The following is a 20,536-nucleotide window of genomic DNA, read 5'->3' as shown; positions in this document are numbered from 1 at the left end:
GCAGCGATTGGATGCCGAGCGGGAATGCGCAGGTGCGAGGCACGCAACGGCCATTCGAGCGACAATCCCTACATGCATCGCGCATCAGGAGTTTTTATGGGTGGCAACGCGGTCGTTCAGGCCATCGGCGCGGCGTTCGCGCTAGCGCTGTATTTTCTGCCGGCGATCATCGCGGACCGGCGCAAGCGCCGCGACGTGCTGACGCTCGCGCTGTTCAACGCCTGCCTCGGCTGGACCGTGCTCGGCTGGATGCTCGCGCTGTATTGGGCGCTACAGCCGAATCCGGCGGAGAGCCTTGCTAGTGAAGTCGTAGAGACACGCAAGCTGTCGACCTTGCGCGCGTTTTCATCGGCGCTGACGATGCGCGTGCGGCGACGCGAGGCTGCGCGCAACCGGCCCGGGCGCTGAAACGATTCGGGCTCGAATACGACGGGCAATAGACGAACAACAGGAAACAGATTGATCGACGTGCACCTGCGTCACTCAGGCTGCGCGCCCGATGCGACTCCACTGTACCGAGCCCGCCGGGATCGAGCGCGGCTCCGCGCGCACGGCTTGCGGTGCAAAGGTTTCGTGGCGCAGTTCGCCGTGTTCGTCGAACCACTCACAGATCAGCCAGCTACCGGGATCCAGCGCTACCGGGCCTGCGTACGTCACGGTCATGCGCGGGCCCCCTTCTTTTAACTTGACGACGTCGCCCACGTTGAAGGCGGCGGATGTTGTCTGGAACGCGTCAATGGTAGCGGTCAGCATATTTCGTCCCCCTATCTTGAGCTTTATTAAGTCATTGAGCCCGGCTTATCGACTTCGACCTGCTGAATGAACATTCTAAAAGTTAAGACAGATTAACAATTGAATTTAAACGCGGCAAGCGCTTTTTATTGATACCGTTTTCACTGGGACGGAAGCTGACGCCTGACGACTAAAGTTCCCGGCGCTCCAAGAAAATGCCCACGACACGCTGTGGGTAACCCCTATGTGCGCTACCGCACATACGCAACACTTACTGTAGGCCGTTTGCAGGCCGGTAGAAAATGCGAGGCGGTATTCGTCTGCTTAGAAAACGTGACGCAGCGCCGCATAGCCGTTAATCAGCGGGAGCCAGTTTGATCTAAATCAGAATTACCTGTGAACCAGTAGATCGCCGGTAAATACCACGCAATTCGTTATACCGCTTCGTTCAAATTCAACGATTTTTTTCAGCCAGCCAACAAATGAAAACGATTACCAGCGAATCAAATTTCAAACCGCTTGCGCGACTGAGCGCCGCGCGCCTTGTTGATGACGCACCAGCAGCACGCTCAGGCCGATACACACGAACATCAGCACGGCATTAATCGCGAGGCTCAGTTGGAACGCGTGCGCATACGACGCGGGGGCCGCGCTGCCGCCGAGCGCCCCGAAGAACGCGCCGCTGATCGCCGCGGTGCCGAATGCGGAGCCAATCTGCAACGTCGACGACACCACCCCCGATGCAAGCCCGGCCTTCTCGGGCACCACCTCCTGTAGCACGATGCGCATGATCGACGGCAACAGCAGACCATGTCCGACGCCCGCGCAGACCAGCCCGCAGTAGAACAGCAGATCGGGCGTCGCGGATTGGGTCGCGGACCAGCCGGTTACGGTGAAGCCGAGCGTCATCATCGAGAAGCCGAGCGTCAGCACGTGCGCGCCGATTCGCTTGACCACGGCCGGCGACGTCAGCGGCCCGATCACGAAGCCGAGCGCGAACGGCATGATCGCGATGCCGGACGCGAGCGGCGTCCAGTGCAGGCCGGTCTGTAGAAAGATGCCGTAGGTCAGGAAGAACGCACTATTGCAATAGAACAGGAACGCGAGCACGAGGCCGAGCGCGAACGCGCGATTGCGGAACAGTTGCAGATCGACGAGCGGATGGCCGCCGCCGCGCTCGACGCGTCGCTCGGTCGCGACGAACAGCGCGAACACCGGCACCGCGAGCGCGAACATCGCGAAGGTCCACGCGGGCCAGCCGGCTTCTCGGCCATGCGTCATCGGATAGATGACGAGCAGCAACACCGCCGACAGCAGCGCGACGCCCTTCAGATCGACGCCGGTATGCGTGGCCGGCTGGTTCTCCGGCACGAACTTCCATGTGCCGATGAACGCCGCGATGCCGATCGGGATGTTGATCAGGAAGATCACGCGCCAGTCGAGCCCGAACGGGTGATACGTGATCAGCGCGCCGCCGCCGAGTTGCCCGACGATCGACGACAAGCCGAACACGAATCCATACAGACTCATCACGCGTGTCTGCTGATGCAACGGTACGACCGCGCGGATCGTCGCGAGCACTTGCGGCGCCATCACCGCGGCCGCGATGCCTTGCACGATGCGCGAGATCACGAGCATATGGCCGCTCGTTGCGAAGCCGCACAGCGCCGACGCGATCACGAAAGCCGCCATGCCCGTCATGAACATGCGACGGCGGCCGAACAGATCGCCGAGGCGGCCGCCCGTGATCAACAGCACCGCGTAGGCGGAGGCATAGGCGGACACGACGAGTTGCAGTTGCGCGTCGCTCGCGTGGAGGCCCGTGTGAATCGACGGCAGCGCCAGATTGACGATGAAGTAATCGAGCGGCGCGAGAAAGACGCCGACGAACAGCACGGCGAGCGCGAGCGCCTGGCGCGGGAAGCCTGGCGCCGCCCCTTTGGCGGCGATCGCCGTGCTTGCCACCACCGCGCCAGGGCCGCTCACGGCCCCCGCTGCGCACGCCGCGCAGCTGGCGGATCCACCGAATGCCGCCGGAGCGGACTTGATCGCTTCGCTTTTCATGACCGATCGTTCAAAAATTAGTTAAAAAATTTTGCGTCAGTGTGCGCAGACGACGCGCTACACCAGCGCGCGCATCGCCACATCGACGATACCGATCAGCGCATCCTGCCGATGCGCGACCCGTCCCATGACGCGCAAGCCCTGCATCACGCAGAGCAGGAAATCGCCGACGGCTTTTTCATCGAGCGTCGAATCGAAGGCGCCGCTCGCCTGGCCGCGAATCACCGCCGCCGCAAGCAAAGTTGCCATGCGGCGCTGAATCGCGGCGACGCGCGCGCGCAGCACTTCATCGTCGGGCTGCATTTCGAGCGTCGTATTCGTAATGAAACAGCTGCGCCGGCCGCTCAACCCGCACGACACCCGCGCGTAGTGCAGCAGCGCGTCGCGCAGCGCCTGCTCCGGCTCGGCCGTCGCGCTCAGTCGCTGCGCGAGCCGCGCGACCGCGCCTTCCGAGTAATGGTCCAGCGCGGCGAGCATGATGCCGTGCTTGTCGCCGAACACGCCGTACAGGCTGCCGCGCAGCAAACCGGTGGCCTTGCACAGATCGTCGATCGACGTCGCGTGGTAGCCGTGATCCCAGAACACCTGGCTCGCGTTGGCCAGCACGGTGTCCGTGTCGAACTCGCGCGGACGGCCCCGCGGGCATGTTTCGCCGGCTTTTTTCGATGCTTGCTTTGAATGACTCAATTGCGATGACCTTGCTGCCTGGTTGGCGTCGGTTCGTGGATATTATGACTGCCTGTTCAAGAAATCAAGGACGGCTTTTCGTAGACCTACTGGCGTCGGGGTCATCCGTTCATTCAACGACCGCCAGTAAAAAGCCGGCGGCGGGCGTCGCCCTTCGCCGGCTTCGTTGCGAGACGACAGCGACAGCAGAGGCTCAGGTCTCGAGCTTCGCATCCATCGTGATCGTTGCATTCAGCACCTTGGACACCGGGCAACCGGCCTTCGCGTCCGCGGTGGCCTTGTCGAACGCGGCCTTGTCTCCGCCCGGAATCTTCACGGTTACGTCGAGATGCACCGCGGTGATCGAGAAGCCGCCGCCGTCCTTGTCGAGCGTGACGGTGGCCGTGGTGCCGATCCGCTCCGGCGTGATGTTGGCCTTGCCCAGCTCCGCCGACAACGCCATCGAGAAACACCCCGCGTGCGCAGCCGCGATCAGCTCTTCCGGATTCGTGCCGATGCCGTCCGCGAAGCGCGTCGCGAACGAGTACTGGGTGTCCTTCAGGACGCCGCTGTCAGTGGAAATCGAGCCCTTCCCGTTCTGCAGGCCGCCTTGCCAGACTGCCGATGCCTTGCGCTTCATTGCTCTCTCCTGTTTGTGCCTTGCCGCGCATGCTGCTCGACCGAAGATGATGCCCGCCGCGGCGGTCCGCCCAGAAGTGTCCGCGCTCGGGCATCGGTCGCAGGTGCCGCGCGGCCCGCAGGCGCGGGCGTTGACCGGATTTCATCATAGGCGCTTCCGTGCGCCGGCGCGGAAGACCACCCTTTTCACTATCTCAAATTTGGCAATAATATTTCACCGGAAAGCCGCTTTTTTGCCGACCTCGTAAGAAATAGACTGCGTGCAACGGATCGGGAAACGTAGTTCACACCGATCCACTACACAATCAATTGGAGGTCATCATGAAATCGCTTATTTCCGCAGTCGTCGTCGCATCCGCTCTGATCGTTCCGGCAGTTTCGTTCGCCCAGCGGGCAAACGCTCCGGTCACGCGCGCTCAGGTGCGCGCCGAACTCGTAGCTGCGCAAAAAGCGGGCCTCCTGAACCAGAACGACACCACCTATCCGATGGCCGTGCCGCAAGGCTCGACGATCGTCACGGCTTCGGCGGACGGTTCGCAGGATGTCGGCGGCGCGAAGGCCAGTTCGTCGGACGCAGGCGCCCCGACGACGGTGCAGCAACGTCTCTTTTCGACGTATCGCGGTAACTAAAAGTAGTCACTGATCGTGCTGGCAGTTAATGCGGCACTCAGTAGAAAAGCCCCGGTTGCGAAGTTCCGCAACCGGGGCTTTTCGTTGGCGCATGCGGCGCTAGTACGGCGCCGCTCGCTTGCAAACTCGCTATTCGGGAAACGGCAGACTTTGCTGTCCCAATGCGCGCATGTCGAACACGTTCAGCGTCATCGCGACCAGCGCGTAGTAGCCGAGCAGGCCGACCAGGTTGATCACGACCTGATGCCCGAAACGCCCGACCGCCCGCGCGTACGTCGCCTCCGTCACGCGCTTCGTCTCGTACAGTTCGCTCGCGAAGCCGTAGATCAGCGCGTCGTCGGCATTGGCGAACTCGGGGCGGCGCCCCTGGAGGATCGTCTCGGCGTCCGCTTCACTGACGCCCGCCTGCAGCGCGATCGGATAGTGGATGTACCACTCCGCCTGCGCCTGCCAGCGTGAAGCGGTCACCAGAATCGCGAGTTCCGACAGGCGCAGCGGCAACCCGGTCTGGTAGCGGCAAAACGCGCCGAGGCGTTGCGCGTGCTGAGCGAGTTCCGGGCTGTGAATCCAGCCGAGGAACGGTCCGTTCAGATTGCCGCGCGGGCCGGACAGGATTTCATCGAGCACCGCCTTCTGTTCGGGCGTGGCGGTGGACGTGTCGAAGTGAGGCAAGCGCTCGGTCATCATCGTTCTCGTTGAGGGCGGTGGTTCGGATATCAGACGGCTGCGAGCGACGCGCCGATCGCATCGCTCAGGCGGCTGACGATCTCGTCGATATCACCTTCCGTGCAGATGAACGGCGGCGCGAGCAGCACGTGGTCGCCGCTCTTGCCGTCGACGGTCCCGCCCATCGGATACACCATCAGGCCGCGCGCGAACGCTTCGCGTTTGATCGTCGCGTGAAGTTTCAGTCTGGCGTCGAACGGCTCTTTGGTAACGCGATCCTTCACGAGCTCGACGCCGACGAACAAGCCGCGCCCGCGCACGTCGCCGATATGCGCATGCTGCGCATAGTGCTCGCGCAGCCGGCTGCGCAACTGCTCGCCGCGCGCCTGCACATTCGCCAGCAGCCCGTCTTCCGCAATCACGCGCTGCACTTCGAGCGCGGCCGCACACGCGGTCGCATGGCCGATATAGGTATGGCCATGCTGGAAGAAGCCCGAGCCCCCGACGATCGTCTGATAGATGCGGTCGCTGACCAGCGTTGCGCCGATCGGCTGATAACCCGCGCCAAGGCCCTTGGCGATGGTCAGGATATCGGGCGCCACGCCGTCTTCGTCGCACGCGAACAGATAGCCGGTGCGACCCATGCCCGACATGATCTCGTCGAGAATCAGCAGCACGCCGTAGCGGTCGCACACCGCGCGGATCTTGCGGAAGTACTCGCGCACCGGCGGCACCGCGCCGGCCGTCGCGCCGACCACCGTTTCCGCGACGAACGCCGCGACCGTGTCCGCACCGAGTTCGAGAATCTTCTGCTCGAGTTCATCGGCGAGACGCTGCGCGAACGCTTCTTCGGTTTCATCCGCGCGTTGCTCGCGATACGCGTAGCACGGACTCACGTGATGCGCTTCGATCAGGATCGGCAGGAACGGCTCACGGCGCCACGCATTGCCGCCGATCGCGAGCGCGCCGAGCGTGTTGCCGTGATAGCTCTGCCGACGCGCGATGAAATGACGCCGCTGCGTCTCGCCCTTCTCGACGAAATACTGACGCGCGAGCTTCAGCGCCGCCTCGATCGCCTCCGAGCCGCCCGACACGAAGTACACGTGTTCGAGTCCGGCCGGCGCGCTCGCGACGAGCTGGTTGGCCAGCTCCTCGGCCGGCTCCGTCGTGAAGAACGACGTGTGCGCGTACGGCAGCTGTTGCGCTTGCCGCCTGATCGCGTCGATCACGCGCTGGTTGCTGTGACCGAGGCACGACACGGCGGCGCCGCCCGATGCGTCGATATAGCGCTTGCCCGTGGAGTCGATGATTTCGATGCCGTCGCCCGCGACGGCCACCGGCAACGATTGCTTCGGAGAACGATGGAAAACGGTGGACATGGTGGTCAGTTCCTGGTGATGGCGGCAGGCGCACAAGCGCGAGCCGGCCCGGGCGTCGCGCACGCGATGAAAGTGTCGAACACGCATTGCCGCTGGCGATACGCCTTTATCGATACGCCCGTGCTGCCGATTTCGAACAGCGCGCTGGCGAGGGTGTTCTCGTCGTCGGGATCGTGAGGATCGTCGCGATAGATCGGCAAGCCTGCCGGCGCGCGATCGTGCAGTAGGTCGAGCAAGCCCGCCGGTTGCAGCGGGCCGGCCGCGGCGAGCGCGGGCAACAATGCGTTCACGCGCACCTGCCGGTCGCGCGACGACTCGGTGACGATCTGCGCTTCCGCTTCGCAGCCCGGATGAATCATGTGATTCGCGTGGCCCGACAGTGTCCGCACCGGCTGCACCGAGCAGCGCCGCGCGCTCGCTTCGACGCTGAACAGCCGCGCGTCGCCCGCACAGCCGAGCGTGTGATGGAAACCGCTCGCCGACGGCATGCCGCGCAGCGTCTGCAACGCCTGATCGAGCGAGCCCGCGTCGAGCACCGCCCGCGCGATGAGCATGCGCGGCACGCCGGTTGCCGGCGCACGGATGCGCAGGTTATTGATGGCTTGCGTGAGTCCGGCGCGATTGGCCGCGAACGTATGACCCGGCAGCGAGCCGGGATAGTAGAAGCTGACGAAGCCTGGGCGGCCGTTCGGCTGGACCTCGACCATCGCGCAGCGTTCGCGAAGAAACGGGTCGCCGTCTTCGTTGTGCGCGATGTAGCGCGGGTTGCCGGCGCTGCCTGGGATGGCGGCAAGCGTCGTGCAGCCGTCCGGCGCGTTGTGAATCAGCTCGCCGCGGCAGTTCCACAGGAATATGTCTTCGGCGGCCCAGCCGAGGCCGGCCGCCATGCCGTCGAGTTCGGCGAGCAGCGCCGGACAATGCGCGCGCGCCGCGTCGCGCAGCGTCTGCACGAACGGCGCGCCGCGCCAGCGCCGCACCGCCTGCCAGGCGGCGCTTTGCGCCATGTAATCGGCGAACACCGGCCGCGCGATTTCGCCGAGCCGATAGCCGATCTCGTACGGCTCACCGCTGACCTGAAAGACACTGAATCCCTGCATCGACGCCACGGGTCGCACCCATATTCAACAATCAGTACGTATTTATACGCCAACGCAACATTTGTTGTCAAATATTGCTGGACAGCACCAGCTGGAGTGCGGCGTGCTTCCCGCAATCGCTCAGGGAACGTACGCGCCCTTCGCGTGCAACGATTGTTCGGCGAGAGCGAGCTGCTCGAGCGCGTCCGTGCCTTCGAGCGCCAGCAGATGCGCGACCAGCGCCTCGGCGATCGCGGTGGCGGCCACCAGCGACGGAAAGAACGATGGGCTTTCGTGCGAGAAGATCAGCACCTTGTCGGCGTTCAGCGCGATCGGCGACACGGCGCTGTCGGTGATCGCGATCAGCTTGCTGCCTTTTTCGAGCGCGGCCTCGGCGACGCGCGCGGCCTCGACCGAATACGGCGCGAAGCTGATGACGATGGTCGCGCTGTCGCGCTCGATCGTGCGCAGCTGCATTTCGAGCGTGCCGGCCTCGCCGTTGAGCAGCGATACCGACGGACGAAACAGCCGATAGCCGTACACGAGACCGAATGCCACCGGGTAACACGAGCGGAAGCCAGCCACGTGCACGTGCGGCGCGCGCCGCAGCACCCGCGCCGCCTCAACGATCACGCGGCCGTTGTGCGCGGCGGTCGTTTCGAGATTGTGCTGCTGCGCGACGAGCAGGTCGTTCGCGAGTGCATCTTTCGATTTGACCATCGAGCGCGCCCGACTCGTCAACGGCTCGGGCCGCGTGCGCACGCGCGCGACGAACAGATCGCGCAATTCGTTCCAGCCGGGAAAACCCAGTTGCTGCGAAAGCCGCACCAGCGACGCGGGCTGCACCTGCGCGCGCTCGGCCACCTTGCGCATCGACGACACCGCGACCTCGTCGGGATGATCGAGCAGGAAGCCCGCTCCCATCTGGAACTGGGGGCTCAGTTCGGGGAAGCGCGCCCGGATCAGGGCGACGAGCTGATCGAAGCTGTCTGGCATGGTGAGGTGGCTCGGCGCCGGGGTGAAAGATGACAACAAATGTTACCACCGGGTAGGCGCGTTTCAACGGGTGAAGACACTGTAACTTCTCAGAAAAGCTACGAAATCGCCAACTGCAGAAGAACAACCATTCCGGCTTTAAGGGAGTCATGTGGAGTGAGGGAAAGAACTCCTGGGCTGCTCGTGCAGGGGTGAACGGAATGAAGGGTTACCGTGGATCGTTTAAGAAGCAAGAGGCAGGACACGCCGCATATTCGAAGCGGCCGAGGAACCGCATGGCGAATTCGCCCCGTGCGGAAGGACTGAAGAAGGCACCATGGACTCAAGGAAGGCGCAATGACCCGTACGGACGGAGTACAGGAATATCTGGACGCAAGCGAATCCTACTTGACCGCCATCAAACCGACGGCGCGACAGACCGCAACGTTCTGTGCGGCGACGGCACAGATGCTCGCGGATGATCTGGGCGGGAAGGTGGCGATCTCGTTGCCGGAGGGAATTTACATCGTGCGAATGCCGAACCGGAAGAAATATGGAACTTGAACTCAAAGCGCCGGTGAAGCAGAAATCGCACAGAATTTGAATGACTCAACAATACGCATTTGTTGAATCCGGTAGCGCTCGTTCGTCGCCGCTCGGCCGTATTCCGGCGTACCAGCGTCGTCACACGAACGTCGGCTTTGTTCTAATTGCGTGCGTAGTTCATCCGTCGGATTTCGGCTGCAATGCTCTCGCTGAAACTGCAGGTCTCCCCGCTCGCTGGATAGAAGGTCATCTCAAGCAAGCCGCACTACGAGCCGAATTCAGCCTTCATCATGCTCAAGTGATCGGCCACGCGTTGTGCATAGCCCTTGGCACCCCCGCTATAGCGATCTAATGCGGACTCGATGTTCCCATCTGCCGCTCTGATGTAGTCACGCAGAATTGCGGACCCGATGCGGACGTTCGTGCGCGGGTCGGTCAGATCCGACGTGCGAAGGACAAGATCCTGGTGCTGGGACGGAAGTACTTGCATCAACCCTCTGGCGCCAACCACACTCACCGCGAATCGATCGAAACTGGATTCAACCGCGATAACTGCAAGTAACAACAGCGGCGAGATTGTGTATCGCCTGGCTGCATTCATCACCGCGTGACCAATCTCCAATGCGTCGTGCAATCCTACATGGAAGCGAGTGTTCACGACGGTGGCGATTGCTTCCGCAGTGGGCGTTTCGCCTCCAGGCACGTCGACAATTTGCATGGGCGTTGGCCCAACTTGCGAATCGGCGCCATAGCACAGTCCCGTTAGCGAGCCGAAAATCACAATTGCAGCGAAGACAAGGCCGCGGAGACCGTTAGCAATAGTGCGTGACCAATCAATAAGATCTTCGTTCAGGTTCGCGAACATGGCCTATTTTCCATAAAAGTCCCTGGTCACGAGGTTCCATCGGTGCTTGCGCTAGAACAGCCTGACGAAGGTGGGTCAACAACAAAATCAAAAGCAAAGTTAAGCGTGCCCGGCAGGCATGCCTAATTGGGAAACCAATTCATTGTTGGGAAAACCTTGGCGGGTGGATAGACGCACCATGACCCGTCCTCATGTCGAAAGAAGACAAGCGCAAACGTTCCGGACGAACGCGTGACTTCTACCCGAACAACTCGCCATGGCATGTGTCGCGAGCGATCTGGTCGGGTGATTCTGAAATTTCCGTTTCGTCCAAACCAATCACTCACAATAACCCGAAGGGATTCGCACTGGTTCCTCATTTCCTTCTCCGTGCTTCGTGGTTGAACTAGCAAACCGAGTCAATTGCATGAGCAATATCAGTTGCCTCGACGTCTTTAAGCTGCCCTGGCGGCATTTCAAGCAGAAAAAATAGCCGGTGTGAGGGTCTGGAGGAGTTGTCACACCGGCCTCTTCAAATGAAGAGTAAAAACAGGGTTTCTCCGATTCACTGAGTCCTTGCACTCTCTACGATTTCGCAGGCGCTCAGAACTGATGCATGACGCCCGCGAAAATTCCTTCCTGGCTATGGCCGTAATTCGGATTTCCATTCGACGCCGTGTTGGTCACCGGATCGAAGTTGTTGTTTCCATAAGCGCTGTCGTACAAAGCGAGGTTGGACGTCGAGCTGTTGTGGATATAGCCCGCTTCTGTGTAAAGGAACGTACGCTTCGACAGGTTGTAGGTAGCAGCAAGCGTGTACAAGGTCGCATTGCCGTTGCCGTGATTGGCATTCGCGTGGTAGAGCGCTGCCGTGACCGCCGTCGCGGTGGATACCTGCCATGCCGCGCCGAACCACTCGTGATCCACGGAGGTCGGTGCGCTGACGCCGCCAGGTTGTGAGCCCGGCGTCACACCGACGCTCGCGTCAGTCGCATTGGGTGCGTTCAGGTGCTGGTAACCGGCATAGAGATGCACCGGCCCGAACACCAGCGTTCCGCCTGCGAGCAACGAACGCGAGTGGTTGTATACATCATTGAAAGCGCCATCAGCACCGCGTACTTCGTCGTAAATCACGCGAAAATCGCCCATCCCGAACGTGTAGACACCTTCAATACCGTTGGTACGACCCTGCCCCGTGGACGTGGCGGCTGTATTCCAACTAGTGTTGTTGGTAAGAGCGTATTGACCTCTGAAGTACAGTCCACTCCAGGTGGGCGTCTGATATTCGAAGGCATTTGCAGCACTCGCCCAATTGCGCCCGCGCACCAGCGACGAGATTCCGTAACGCTGCATCAGTTGAGGATCGGTGCCCCAACTATCCTGGGAAATCTCCCCTGCGCCGATGTTGCCCATCTTGAACGTGCCGTAGCTCGGATTGGTGAATCCGATCGTGGCATGACGGCCGAAGAGATTGCCCTCCAGTTGACCGTTCATCGTGTTCAGCTGGCTTTCCAGCTGGAAGATGGCCGCGGTTCCACCACCCAGGTCTTCGCTTCCCTGCAGCCCCCACCAAGAGCAACCGAAATTGCCGCTTTGCGCGCTCCACGCGTGGCCTCCTGGAATACCGCTTTCGAACTGGATGCCGTTATCGATGCGCCCGTACAAGGTGACGCTGCTTTGGGCCTGCGCCGCGGCGGCCATCGCCAGCAATGAAAGTGCCAACGCCGTCTCCTTCATTTCGCTCTCCTATCTTTACTATGTACTTCAACACCGAATCTTCGAATTCATCGAGTAGCGCGAGCACAATCATCAGACCGCCAAAGGGTTGCATAGCCGCAACCCCTTCTCATTCAAAAAAAATGCTCGATGCCAAGACCACCCGTTATGTCGGACATGCTCCCGCGGCTACCAGACGAGCCGTCTGCGCATCGACTTCCCTCCTGTTTCAGTACCAGGTTGCTCTCAGCTACTGCCCTTCTGAAAGCGCTTTCATAGCTGGACGGTTTGTGCCGTCATTGGCCCCACGCTCGATATTCATTGCAATGTTGTACTAATATATTAGTTATATGAAAGCGCTTTCATAACTCGGCAGCTTTTGCCCATCACGGGCTACGCCGTCAAAAAATCAGCCTATGGAGTTTGTTTTTGGTTCGGAGGACCGCACGGCGCAAGTGGTTTCCCGCACGATCAGGCTCAGCGGGGCCACGCTCAGCGTAACGGGCTCCTTGCGGATCAGTCGCACAATCGCTTCGGCCGCTTGACAGCCCATTTCATAGATCGGCTGGCGCACCGTGGTGAGCGGCGGCGTGACGTACTGTGAGGTCGGCACGTCGTCGAATCCGACTAGCGATACATCTTCCGGCACGCGCAGGCCGCGCCGATGAAGGACCAGACGTGCCCCGTAAGCAGTCTGGTCGTTCGCGCAAAATACCGCGGTAAAGCCGACCCGCCGTTCGAACAGGCGTTCCATGGCGATCACGCCGCCAGATTCGAGAAAGTCGCCCTGCTCGACGCGAACGCTATCGAAGCCAATGCCTGCTTCCTCGAGCGCCATGCGGTAGCCGACCAGCCGGTCGACCGCATCGGCGTGGCTCATCGGACCCGCGATAAAAGCAATCTTGCGATGACCCTGGGCGATCAGGTGCCGCGTCGCATCGCACGCGCCCTGCACGTTATCGATGGGGAAGCCGGCCAGCGTCGGAGCGTCGTCAAACTCGCGCCCCAGAACGACGATGGGCGTTTGCCGGGAGAATTCCACGAGACAGTCCTCATCGAGTTGGCCGTGCAGAATGACGATGCCGTCGACACGCCGCGCGATGAACTGCTCGATGCGGGCACGCTCCTCCTCGACACTCCAACGACTGCTGACGAATACCGGGGTGAATCCCGGCTCATGCAGCGCGTCTTCGATACCGCGAAGCCACTCGGCGTAAAACGGGCTCGCGACGGTTTGCGTCAGCACCCCGATGGTGTCGGTCTTGCCGCTGGCAAGACTGCGGGCGAGCACGTTCGGCCGATAGTTGAACCGCGCTATCGCCTGTTCAACAGCCTCCCGCTTCTCCGGCGACACTCGGACCGTTCCGTTGAGGATTCGCGATACCGTGCTCGGAGAAACGCCCGCGGCACGCGCGATCTCTTCGAGCTTGACGTTGGGCGGGGTGGGATCGGTAACTTTCATGAGCCAAGCGTAGTCGACTCTGAAAGCGCTTTCAAAGAGGGGAAACCCGAATGCGCGATGCATATCACGTCAAGACAGCTTTAGTTCGCCAGCCACCGACTCACTTCACCAGCGCTTCCCGATGCGCGTTGACAAAGTCCGCCATGCTGTCGAAGCGGAAGTCGATGTTCGGCTGCGAGCCCGGATTCATCGTCGCGCCAAAGCCAGGCTGCGAATGACGGCGGTAAATCCAGCACGACGCCAGGCCGAACCCGTTTGCAGGCTTGTGGTCATGGAAAAGGCTTTCTGCCGTGTGAAGGATTTTCTCCTTCCTGATGCCGCGGTCATTGAGCTTCTCGAGCATGTACGCGAAGTTGCGTGGCGACGGTTTGTAAGAGCCGACGTCTTCTGCTGTGATGATGGCGTCGAACTCAACCTGCAGTTTGGCGTTGCTGAAGGTGAAGCTTTCGTTGTCGATATTCGACAGGATGACAAGCTTGTAGTGCTTCTTCAGATACTGCAGCGCGGCTGCGGAATCGGCGAATGCCGGCCAGTTTCTGATCGACCGGCCGTACGCCACGCATTCATCGTGGGTATAGGGCAAGCCCCATTCTTCTGCCATGCGCTTGTACACGATCGGCAGCAGGTCCTGATAGCGCTTCGCGGGCGTGAAGCTCTGCTGCGACGACTCGTGGCGCGCGTGGGCTTCCAGAACCTGGTCACGCGTGAGCGGCGTACCGGCTCGCTCCAGCAGAGGTTTCAGGCCTTCAAAGATGCCACTCTCCCAGTCGATCAGGGTGCCGTAGCAGTCAAAAGTCAGTGTGTCGAAATCGGTCAGTTTCACGACTCCTCCTATCAGATGTCCATGACGAGAACCACAATGGATTGAGCAAGCGCCGCAACCAGAACTTTAATGCAGCGGCGAAACAACAGCTTCACCGTCTCGGCACAACTCGAAACCGACCTCTCGCGTGCTCTCCGATTGGCTCGCAAACCCTGGCGTTTTCCCGAATGCGACCGTGCTGACGAAATCCGGTTCGCGGCCACGGCGAGTCATGCGCCACAGCGGCAAGCATGCCGGCAACATCTCGCCTGCCAAGGAATCGGGAGATATTCGCCACCGAGTTGCGAATGCGCAAAGGTTGAACCCGCGCAGAAGCGGAGCTAATCTGCTCTAACCCCGGTCCAATACTTGGAGACTTTATGCGCCCCCTCGTCATAACAATGGCTGTCCTGACAGCCGCCGGCATCACCGCATCGGCCAACGCTCAATCGGTGGTCACCCTCGGTCACTCGGCTCCGCTTACGGGCCCACAGGCGCCGAACGGAAAGGACAACGAGAACGGCGCCCGCCTCGCTATCGATGAACTCAACAAGAGCGGTGTCACGGTTAACGGCCAGAAAGTAACGTTCAAACTGGACTCCGAAGACGACCAGGCAGACCCGAAGATCGGCGTTCAGGTCGCGCAGAAACTGGTCGACAGCGGCGTGATTGCTGTGCTGGGCCCGTACAACTCAGGTGTGGCTATTCCGGCATCGCGCGTCTACAACACCGGCGGGGTACCGATGCTGCCGGTTGCCTCCAATCCGGCGCTGACGAAGCAAGGCTTCAAGAACATCTTCCGGATCGGCGCGAGCGACGAGCAGCTAGGCGGGACGATGGGTGAGTTCGCGGCCAAGACATTGAAGGCCAAGACCGCCGCGGTGATCGACGACCGCACGGCCTATGGGCAAGGTGTGGCCGAGCAGTTCATCAAGGAGGCCAAGGCGAACGGTATTCAGATCGTGGACCAGCAGTTCACGAACTCGTCGGCGACTGACTTCCTGGGCATTCTCACCAGCATCAAGGCCAAAAATCCGGATGTCGTCTTCTTCGGCGGGTACGCCGCTCAAGGCGCGCCGATGGCCAAGCAGATGCGTGCACGCGGGCTGCGAGCCAAGCTGCTGGGCGGTGATGGCATTTGCTCGGCCGACATGGGCAAGGTTGCCGGCGACGCGGCGTCGATCGTGTATTGCGCCCAGGGCGGGATCGCGCTCGACAAGACTCCAGCCGGCCGTGAGTTTCTGCAGAAATACAAGGCCGCCTTCAACACCGACACGCAGGTCTATGCGGTCAGCTATTACGACGGCGTAAAACTGCTGGCCGATGCGATGGTCAAAGCGGGGACCACGACCGACAAGGCAAAGCTCACCGCCCAGTTGGCAAAGACCAACTATAAGGGCGTGGCAGGCACCTACTCTTTCGATGAAAACGGCGATCTGAAGGGCGCGCCCACGACCGTCTACGTCATCAAGAACGGCCTTCCGGTGCCGTACGGTCAGTGACGTTCAATCGACCAACCCCAACCCACACATGAAAATCACTCGCACCATTTCGACAGTCGAGGTTCATACCGGCGGCGAAGCGTTCCGTATCGTGACGAGCGGGCTTCCTCGTCTGCCCGGTGACACCATCGTGAAGCGTCGAGCGTGGCTGAAGGAGAACGCCGACGAAATTCGTACCGCGCTGATGTTCGAACCGCGCGGTCATGCCGACATGTATGGCGGATACCTGACCGAACCCGTTAGTCCCACCGCGGACTTCGGCATCATCTTCGTGCACAACGAGGGTTACAGCGACCACTGCGGACATGGCGTCATCGCGCTGTCCACCGCGGCGGTCGAGTTGGGCTGGGTTCAGCGCCAGATTCCCGAGACACGAATCGGCATCGACGCTCCGTGCGGTTTCATCGAGGCGTTCGTGCAATGGGATGGTGAACACGCGGGCAATGTGCGGTTCGTGAACGTCCCATCGTTCATCTGGAAACGGGATGTCACGGTCGAGACGCCGTCGTTTGGAACGGTAAAAGGTGACATCGCCTTCGGTGGCGCCTTCTACTTCTATACGGACGGTGCGCCGCACGGTCTCGCAGTCCGGGAGTCTTCTGTCGAGGAACTCATCAGGTTTGGCGCCGAGGTAAAAAAAGCCGCAAACGAGGCGTACCCGGTTGAGCATCCGGACATCCCGGAAATCAACCACATCTACGGGACCATCATTGCCAATGCACCGCGGCACGAAGGCTCGACACAAGCCAACTGCTGCGTGTTCGCCGACCGTGAGGTGGACCGTTCACCCACCGGCTCAGGCACGGGCGGACGCGTCGCGCAACTCTATCTGCGCGGCGAACTGGCCAAACACGAGACGCTCGTCAATGAGTCCATCATCGGCACGGTCTTCAAGGGACGGGTACTCGGTGAGACGAGCGTCGGCGACTTCAAGGCTGTCATCCCCGAGGTTCAGGGCAACGCATATGTTTGCGGTTTCGCAACCTGGCTCGTGGACGAGCGTGACCCGTTGACTTACGGTTTCCTCGTCCGCTAAGCGGCGCCTGGCAGTTGCTTTGAGCGCGGAACGCCGTGACCGGCATTCCGCGTTTTTTGATTGGCGAATCGAGCGGCCCGAATGACGCAAACCCGGTGTTCGATGACACTTTTCATCGCCCGTTCTTGCCTTGCGTCCTCTTTGCAGTCGCACTGCACCGGTTCCGCAGCGCGAAGAACACACCGGCTCCGAGCGCGACGAGCAGGACTGCGATCAGGCCGCCACCCATGCCGGCCATACCGGTCATGCTGCTTGAAGCACGCTCACCGGGCACCGCCGACGCAGCCGCGGGCGCGGAAGCCTCCGGCGCGACCGGCTGCGGAAGCGCCACACCGGCGGCACTGCCTTGCCGCACAAGAGTGGCTTCCGATGTCGGCAACGCCTGCGACGTCGGCGACACTTCGTCCGCGGACGCGACAGGAGGCGCCTCCGGATTCGGTCCGACAGGGGCCATCGCCGTTTCCGAAGCCGTCACGACAGGCGCGGCCGCCTGAGGACCGGCCTGGACCGACCGGGCCATCGTCTTCCACTTATCAAAAACGCCATCCACGCAGTGCACGTCGATACAGGCGTTGCGCGCCTGTCGCCATTGCGCCAGTTGCGCGGCCGAGAGTTTCCCGCTGCTCAGAAGAGCCTGTTGCTGCGCGAAGATATCGTCGTACTCGTTGTTCAGGATCGCGTGATCGCAAATGACGCGCTCGGCGGGTTGCCGCGTGGTCGCACACTGAATGTCGTTCGCCGATGCCGCGGTCGAACCCAACGCTGCCATGGATAGCAGCACTACCCCAAATCGTCGTGCTGGATGCACCCGTCCTCCCGATGTGAGTGTCAAAGTCTGGGCACCACGATGAATCCGCCCGACTCGTCACCGTATGTATCGACTCTGCCTTCCAGCAGATAACGTGCCGCCAACGCGCATAGCGCCGCGTCGACATCGTCGATCGATCTCAGCGGCGCTGTGTCGATGCCTTCCCGAGCGAGGATTGCCCGGCGCTGCGGGCCTTTTTGCTTCGCGGATGCGACGTCCGTCCCGAGAAATGCGCAGGTGATCGCGTGGGGGAACGTTTCGAAGCACACCCGGCCCGTGATTTTTTCGCCGCCACTGAAAAGCGGAAAGCGCGCGGCGAACGCGTCGTAGACGCGCTCGCCGTTGAACATCCATCCATAGAAGCCGCTTTTGCTGGCCATCGCCAGTTCGCGTGCCGGCGTCGCAAACGAAAAGATTCGCTGCCGCGCGAGTGCCTTCTCCGCTAGCCGTCCCGCGGCACCCGTTCGCCAACGGCACGGCGCGTCGATACCCACCGCCGCCACCTCGTGTGCGCGACACCGCTCGAGCATCTGTTCGGGAGTCGAGTGGCCGAGATTGCACACCATCTCGGTGCCGCGCAGGATGACCAGATGGTTACCCTTCCGGTCACCGCCGATATCGATGCCAGCTACGACGTGAGGCGTCAAAGCAGCGCCACCACCCTCACGTCGCCCTGCTCCGCCGACGCCACCACCTTCTCGCCGATCCGTCGGAACGTGATCGTCACCGATGCATCTCCGACCCGCAGATCGCTGACTTCGAGCCAGTCGATTCCTTCAGGAAGCATTGGCTGTTCGATCAGCACTTCGCGGCGCTCGGCATCGATCGTGATGCCCAGACACGCCTCGAGCATCATGAACGGCGAGCCCGCCGCCCACGCCTGCGGCAAACACGCGACCGGATAGGCCGTGGGCGGCTCGCCGCGGCGACGCGGGAAGCCGCAGAACAGTTCGGGCAGGCGCATGTCGAAATTGACCGCGGCCTGAAACAGCGCCTGCAGCAGCTTCACGGCCGACGCCTTGCCGCCATAGCGCGACAGCCCGCGCGCGCACAGCGCGTTGTCGTGCGGCCAGACCGAGCCGTTGTGATACGCCATCGGATTGAAGCGCGCCTGGCTCGCGGCCAGCGTGCGCACGCCCCAGCCGGTATGGAACAACGTCGAGTCGAGCGCGCGCACCACCGCTTCGCCGCGCTCGCGGGTGGGCAGACCGAACGCCAGCAGATGCCCCGCGTTCGATGCCATCACGCGACACAACTCGCCATGACCGTCGAGCGCGATGCCGTAAAAGCCGACCTCGTCCATCCAGAACTTTTCTTCGACGCAGCGGCGGATCTTCTTCGCACGCTCCGCATATTGCGCGGCCGCGTCGCGCAGGCCGCGCAGTTTGGCGTAGTGAGCCATCGTGTCGAACGCGGCGCTCGCATAGGCCTGCACTTCGACGAGCGCGATCGGACCGTCGGGGAAGCGTCCGTCCGCATGGAACACCGAATCGTGACTGTCCTTCCAGCCCTGGTTCGCGAGGCCGCCATCCGATTCGCGCTGGTAATCGAGCAGTCCGTGCCGGTTCTTGTCGCACACGCCCGCGACCCACTGCGCCGCGCGTTCGAGCGCGGGCCATAGTTCGTCGATCAGCGCGACGTCGCCGGTGCGGGCCGCGTAGGCGCCCGCCAGCACGATGAATAACGGCGTGGTGTCGACGCCGCCGTAGTACAGCGCGAACGGCACTTCGCCGGCCGCGGCCATTTCGCCCTTGCGCATCTCGTGCATGATCTTGCCCGGCGCGGCGTCGCGAAACGGCGAGTTCTCGCGCGCCTGGTGCTCGGCGAGAAAGCGCAGCACGCCGGCCGCGAGATGCGGCTGCAGCCACAGAGTCTGCAGCGACGTGATCACCGCGTCGCGGCCGAACGGGGTCGAAAACCATGGGATGCCCGCGTACGGGTATGGGCCGGTCGCGAGATCCGTCGTCAGCAGGCCGAGGTCGGCGAACGAGCGGTCGATCCACGCGTTGAACAGCGGGTTGCTCGAACGCACGCGCGCGCTCGCGTTGCGTCGCTCGCGCATCACCAGATGCGCGTCCACCTGTGCGGCGCGTACCGCCGCGCGGCCGACGCGGGGACGCTCGGTATCGATCTGCGACATATGCGCCTCACTGAGCGCATGCATCGGCTGCGACACGTCGGCGCCGGGCTTGCCGGTCATCGGCACGACGTGCACCGACACCGACAGATAAAGCGACACGCACGCCTGCGCGGGCAGCTTGACGGTGTAGTCGGCGCGGTCGGCGAACAGCTTGTCCGGCTGCGGCGAGAACGCGATTTGCACGTTGCGCGCCACGTCGTCGAGACCGATATAGCCGAGCAGCACCTCCTGATTCTCGATCCGCGCGGGCTGGACGCGACCCTGTTTGTCGCGCTTCAGGCCGCGCACTTCGAACATGTCGCGGAAGTCGCTGGAAAACGAAATGGACAGCGGCACGGTCGCATCGCTGGTGCCGTAGTTCGTGAGCTCGATCGCCTCGTTGAGCACGGTGCCCGACAGCACGCGCACGCGTTCGACGTGGATCACGCCCTCGGGCGTGCTGCTGCCGCCGAGCGGCGGCAGCGGGCGGTTGGTCAGGTGAGCGGTAAACGTGGTGTTGTCGCTGCTGACGCTGCCCGACAGCAGCGACGGCGCGCGGCCGCCGAAGGTCAGGCGCAGTTGCGACATCACGCGCGTGTCGTTGACGAACAGGCCGTCGTCGTGGCCGGTGATATCACCGAGCGGATCGTTGACGATGAAAGTGTCGCCCGACTTGAGCACGTGCTGCGTGGCGCTCGCGACGTTGAGGTTTTCCGTCGGGATGAAGACGCCGTCCTGCTCGGGCTCGCGATGATCGACACCGCCCGAGTGGGTCAGCCCGCCGAGGGCTTCTGGCTGCTGTATCAAGGTCGCTCCTATGAATTCGCTGCTGCGTTCAGTTGCACTTCGGGTCTCGCCTCGGATTTGCCGCCGG

20 protein-coding genes are annotated in these 20,536 nt (G+C 62.2%); 5 read left to right on the top strand and 15 right to left on the bottom strand.

The window, feature by feature from the left end; genetic code table 11:
• The first annotated feature begins 96 nt into the window (after positions 1-96).
• Entirely contained in the window at positions 97-408 is a 312-nt protein-coding gene (locus tag L0U84_RS26160; RefSeq protein WP_233854001.1) for a superinfection immunity protein, read from the top strand.
• A 75-nt stretch (positions 409-483) separates the two neighbouring features.
• Here L0U84_RS26160 and L0U84_RS26155 read toward each other — a convergent pair whose 3' ends face one another.
• The 4 genes from L0U84_RS26155 to L0U84_RS26140 all read right to left on the bottom strand — a co-directional run bounded on the left by L0U84_RS26155 (position 484) and on the right by L0U84_RS26140 (position 4,102).
• Entirely contained in the window at positions 484-753 is a 270-nt protein-coding gene (locus L0U84_RS26155; RefSeq protein ID WP_233854000.1) for a YodC family protein, read from the bottom strand.
• A gap of 489 nt (positions 754-1,242) precedes the next feature.
• Positions 1,243-2,796, bottom strand: a complete 1,554-nt coding sequence (locus L0U84_RS26150) for an MFS transporter (RefSeq protein WP_233853999.1) — start codon at positions 2,794-2,796, stop codon at positions 1,243-1,245.
• Between the two features lie 57 nt (positions 2,797-2,853).
• Positions 2,854-3,483, bottom strand: a complete 630-nt coding sequence (locus L0U84_RS26145; protein WP_129958400.1) for a TetR/AcrR family transcriptional regulator — start codon at positions 3,481-3,483, stop codon at positions 2,854-2,856.
• A gap of 193 nt (positions 3,484-3,676) precedes the next feature.
• Positions 3,677-4,102, bottom strand: a complete 426-nt coding sequence (locus L0U84_RS26140; protein WP_062137154.1) for an OsmC family protein — start codon at positions 4,100-4,102, stop codon at positions 3,677-3,679.
• Between the two features lie 320 nt (positions 4,103-4,422).
• On the opposite strand from L0U84_RS26140, the gene L0U84_RS26135 reads away from it, so the two are divergent.
• Positions 4,423-4,731: a DUF4148 domain-containing protein gene (locus tag L0U84_RS26135; protein ID WP_233853998.1), complete on the top strand. Its 309-nt coding sequence runs from the start codon at positions 4,423-4,425 to the stop codon at positions 4,729-4,731.
• A 129-nt stretch (positions 4,732-4,860) separates the two neighbouring features.
• Here L0U84_RS26135 and L0U84_RS26130 read toward each other — a convergent pair whose 3' ends face one another.
• The 4 genes from L0U84_RS26130 to L0U84_RS26115 form a co-directional block, all read right to left on the bottom strand.
• Positions 4,861-5,415 (bottom strand): carboxymuconolactone decarboxylase family protein, encoded by a 555-nt coding sequence (locus tag L0U84_RS26130; protein ID WP_233853996.1) that lies wholly within the window; start codon positions 5,413-5,415, stop codon positions 4,861-4,863.
• Between the two features lie 32 nt (positions 5,416-5,447).
• Entirely contained in the window at positions 5,448-6,776 is a 1,329-nt protein-coding gene (locus L0U84_RS26125) for an aspartate aminotransferase family protein (RefSeq protein ID WP_233853995.1), read from the bottom strand.
• Between the two features lie 5 nt (positions 6,777-6,781).
• Positions 6,782-7,873 carry a C45 family autoproteolytic acyltransferase/hydolase gene (locus L0U84_RS26120; protein WP_233853994.1) on the bottom strand — a complete coding sequence of 364 codons (1,092 nt, stop codon included), beginning with the start codon at positions 7,871-7,873 and terminating at the stop codon, positions 6,782-6,784.
• 120 nt (positions 7,874-7,993) lie between these two features.
• Positions 7,994-8,848, bottom strand: coding sequence for a MurR/RpiR family transcriptional regulator (locus L0U84_RS26115; protein ID WP_129958403.1), 855 nt, complete (start codon positions 8,846-8,848; stop codon positions 7,994-7,996).
• A 336-nt stretch (positions 8,849-9,184) separates the two neighbouring features.
• Here L0U84_RS26115 and L0U84_RS26110 point away from each other — a divergent pair, with 336 nt between their 5' ends.
• On the top strand, positions 9,185-9,391 hold the full coding sequence (locus tag L0U84_RS26110; RefSeq protein WP_233853993.1) for a hypothetical protein: 207 nt from the start codon (positions 9,185-9,187) through the stop codon (positions 9,389-9,391).
• Between the two features lie 247 nt (positions 9,392-9,638).
• On the opposite strand, the gene L0U84_RS26105 is transcribed toward L0U84_RS26110, so the two are convergent.
• The 4 genes from L0U84_RS26105 to L0U84_RS26090 all read right to left on the bottom strand — a co-directional run bounded on the left by L0U84_RS26105 (position 9,639) and on the right by L0U84_RS26090 (position 14,218).
• Positions 9,639-10,238 carry a lytic transglycosylase domain-containing protein gene (locus tag L0U84_RS26105; RefSeq protein ID WP_233853992.1) on the bottom strand — a complete coding sequence of 200 codons (600 nt, stop codon included), beginning with the start codon at positions 10,236-10,238 and terminating at the stop codon, positions 9,639-9,641.
• A gap of 582 nt (positions 10,239-10,820) precedes the next feature.
• Positions 10,821-11,954 (bottom strand): porin, encoded by a 1,134-nt coding sequence (locus L0U84_RS26100; RefSeq protein ID WP_233853991.1) that lies wholly within the window; start codon positions 11,952-11,954, stop codon positions 10,821-10,823.
• Between the two features lie 388 nt (positions 11,955-12,342).
• Positions 12,343-13,395: a LacI family DNA-binding transcriptional regulator gene (locus L0U84_RS26095; RefSeq protein WP_233853990.1), complete on the bottom strand. Its 1,053-nt coding sequence runs from the start codon at positions 13,393-13,395 to the stop codon at positions 12,343-12,345.
• A 100-nt stretch (positions 13,396-13,495) separates the two neighbouring features.
• Complete coding sequence (locus L0U84_RS26090; RefSeq protein ID WP_233853987.1) at positions 13,496-14,218, bottom strand: haloacid dehalogenase type II; 723 nt, start codon at positions 14,216-14,218, stop codon at positions 13,496-13,498.
• A 359-nt stretch (positions 14,219-14,577) separates the two neighbouring features.
• Between L0U84_RS26090 and L0U84_RS26085 the strand changes: the two genes are divergently transcribed.
• Positions 14,578-15,699, top strand: a complete 1,122-nt coding sequence (locus tag L0U84_RS26085; RefSeq protein WP_233853982.1) for a branched-chain amino acid ABC transporter substrate-binding protein — start codon at positions 14,578-14,580, stop codon at positions 15,697-15,699.
• A 28-nt stretch (positions 15,700-15,727) separates the two neighbouring features.
• A complete protein-coding gene (gene lhpH, locus L0U84_RS26080) occupies positions 15,728-16,735 on the top strand; it encodes a trans-3-hydroxy-L-proline dehydratase (RefSeq protein ID WP_233853981.1) in 1,008 nt (335 codons plus the stop codon).
• 112 nt (positions 16,736-16,847) lie between these two features.
• Here lhpH and L0U84_RS26075 read toward each other — a convergent pair whose 3' ends face one another.
• The 3 genes from L0U84_RS26075 to L0U84_RS26065 are packed head-to-tail and all read right to left on the bottom strand — an operon-like array spanning position 16,848 to position 20,466.
• A complete protein-coding gene (locus L0U84_RS26075) occupies positions 16,848-17,504 on the bottom strand; it encodes a hypothetical protein (RefSeq protein ID WP_233856816.1) in 657 nt (218 codons plus the stop codon).
• Between the two features lie 59 nt (positions 17,505-17,563).
• On the bottom strand, positions 17,564-18,190 hold the full coding sequence (locus L0U84_RS26070; RefSeq protein WP_233853979.1) for a DUF429 domain-containing protein: 627 nt from the start codon (positions 18,188-18,190) through the stop codon (positions 17,564-17,566).
• Complete coding sequence (locus tag L0U84_RS26065) at positions 18,187-20,466, bottom strand: amylo-alpha-1,6-glucosidase (protein WP_233856813.1); 2,280 nt, start codon at positions 20,464-20,466, stop codon at positions 18,187-18,189. The genes L0U84_RS26070 and L0U84_RS26065 overlap by 4 nt, the downstream gene beginning before the upstream one ends.
• Between the last annotated feature and the right edge of the window lie 70 nt (positions 20,467-20,536).

It is taken from the genome of Paraburkholderia sp. HD33-4 (assembly GCF_021390635.1).
Lineage (GTDB): Bacteria > Pseudomonadota > Gammaproteobacteria > Burkholderiales > Burkholderiaceae > Paraburkholderia.
The sequence above is the reverse complement of the archived record's forward strand: the minus strand, read 5'-3'. Positions and strand labels throughout refer to the sequence as shown.

Coding starts and splice junctions, on each gene's coding strand:
- L0U84_RS26100 (WP_233853991.1), bottom strand. CDS start 11,954: ATGAAGGAGACGGCGTTGGCACTTTCATTGCTGGCGATGGCCGCCGCG.
- L0U84_RS26140 (WP_062137154.1), bottom strand. CDS start 4,102: ATGAAGCGCAAGGCATCGGCAGTCTGGCAAGGCGGCCTGCAGAACGGG.
- L0U84_RS26110 (WP_233853993.1), top strand. CDS start 9,185: ATGACCCGTACGGACGGAGTACAGGAATATCTGGACGCAAGCGAATCC.
- L0U84_RS26095 (WP_233853990.1), bottom strand. CDS start 13,395: ATGAAAGTTACCGATCCCACCCCGCCCAACGTCAAGCTCGAAGAGATC.
- L0U84_RS26075 (WP_233856816.1), bottom strand. CDS start 17,504: ATGGCAGCGTTGGGTTCGACCGCGGCATCGGCGAACGACATTCAGTGT.
- L0U84_RS26120 (WP_233853994.1), bottom strand. CDS start 7,873: ATGCAGGGATTCAGTGTCTTTCAGGTCAGCGGTGAGCCGTACGAGATC.
- L0U84_RS26150 (WP_233853999.1), bottom strand. CDS start 2,796: ATGAAAAGCGAAGCGATCAAGTCCGCTCCGGCGGCATTCGGTGGATCC.
- L0U84_RS26155 (WP_233854000.1), bottom strand. CDS start 753: ATGCTGACCGCTACCATTGACGCGTTCCAGACAACATCCGCCGCCTTC.
- L0U84_RS26130 (WP_233853996.1), bottom strand. CDS start 5,415: ATGACCGAGCGCTTGCCTCACTTCGACACGTCCACCGCCACGCCCGAA.
- L0U84_RS26085 (WP_233853982.1), top strand. CDS start 14,578: ATGCGCCCCCTCGTCATAACAATGGCTGTCCTGACAGCCGCCGGCATC.
- L0U84_RS26115 (WP_129958403.1), bottom strand. CDS start 8,848: ATGCCAGACAGCTTCGATCAGCTCGTCGCCCTGATCCGGGCGCGCTTC.
- L0U84_RS26160 (WP_233854001.1), top strand. CDS start 97: ATGGGTGGCAACGCGGTCGTTCAGGCCATCGGCGCGGCGTTCGCGCTA.
- L0U84_RS26105 (WP_233853992.1), bottom strand. CDS start 10,238: ATGTTCGCGAACCTGAACGAAGATCTTATTGATTGGTCACGCACTATT.
- L0U84_RS26135 (WP_233853998.1), top strand. CDS start 4,423: ATGAAATCGCTTATTTCCGCAGTCGTCGTCGCATCCGCTCTGATCGTT.
- L0U84_RS26125 (WP_233853995.1), bottom strand. CDS start 6,776: ATGTCCACCGTTTTCCATCGTTCTCCGAAGCAATCGTTGCCGGTGGCC.
- lhpH (WP_233853981.1), top strand. CDS start 15,728: ATGAAAATCACTCGCACCATTTCGACAGTCGAGGTTCATACCGGCGGC.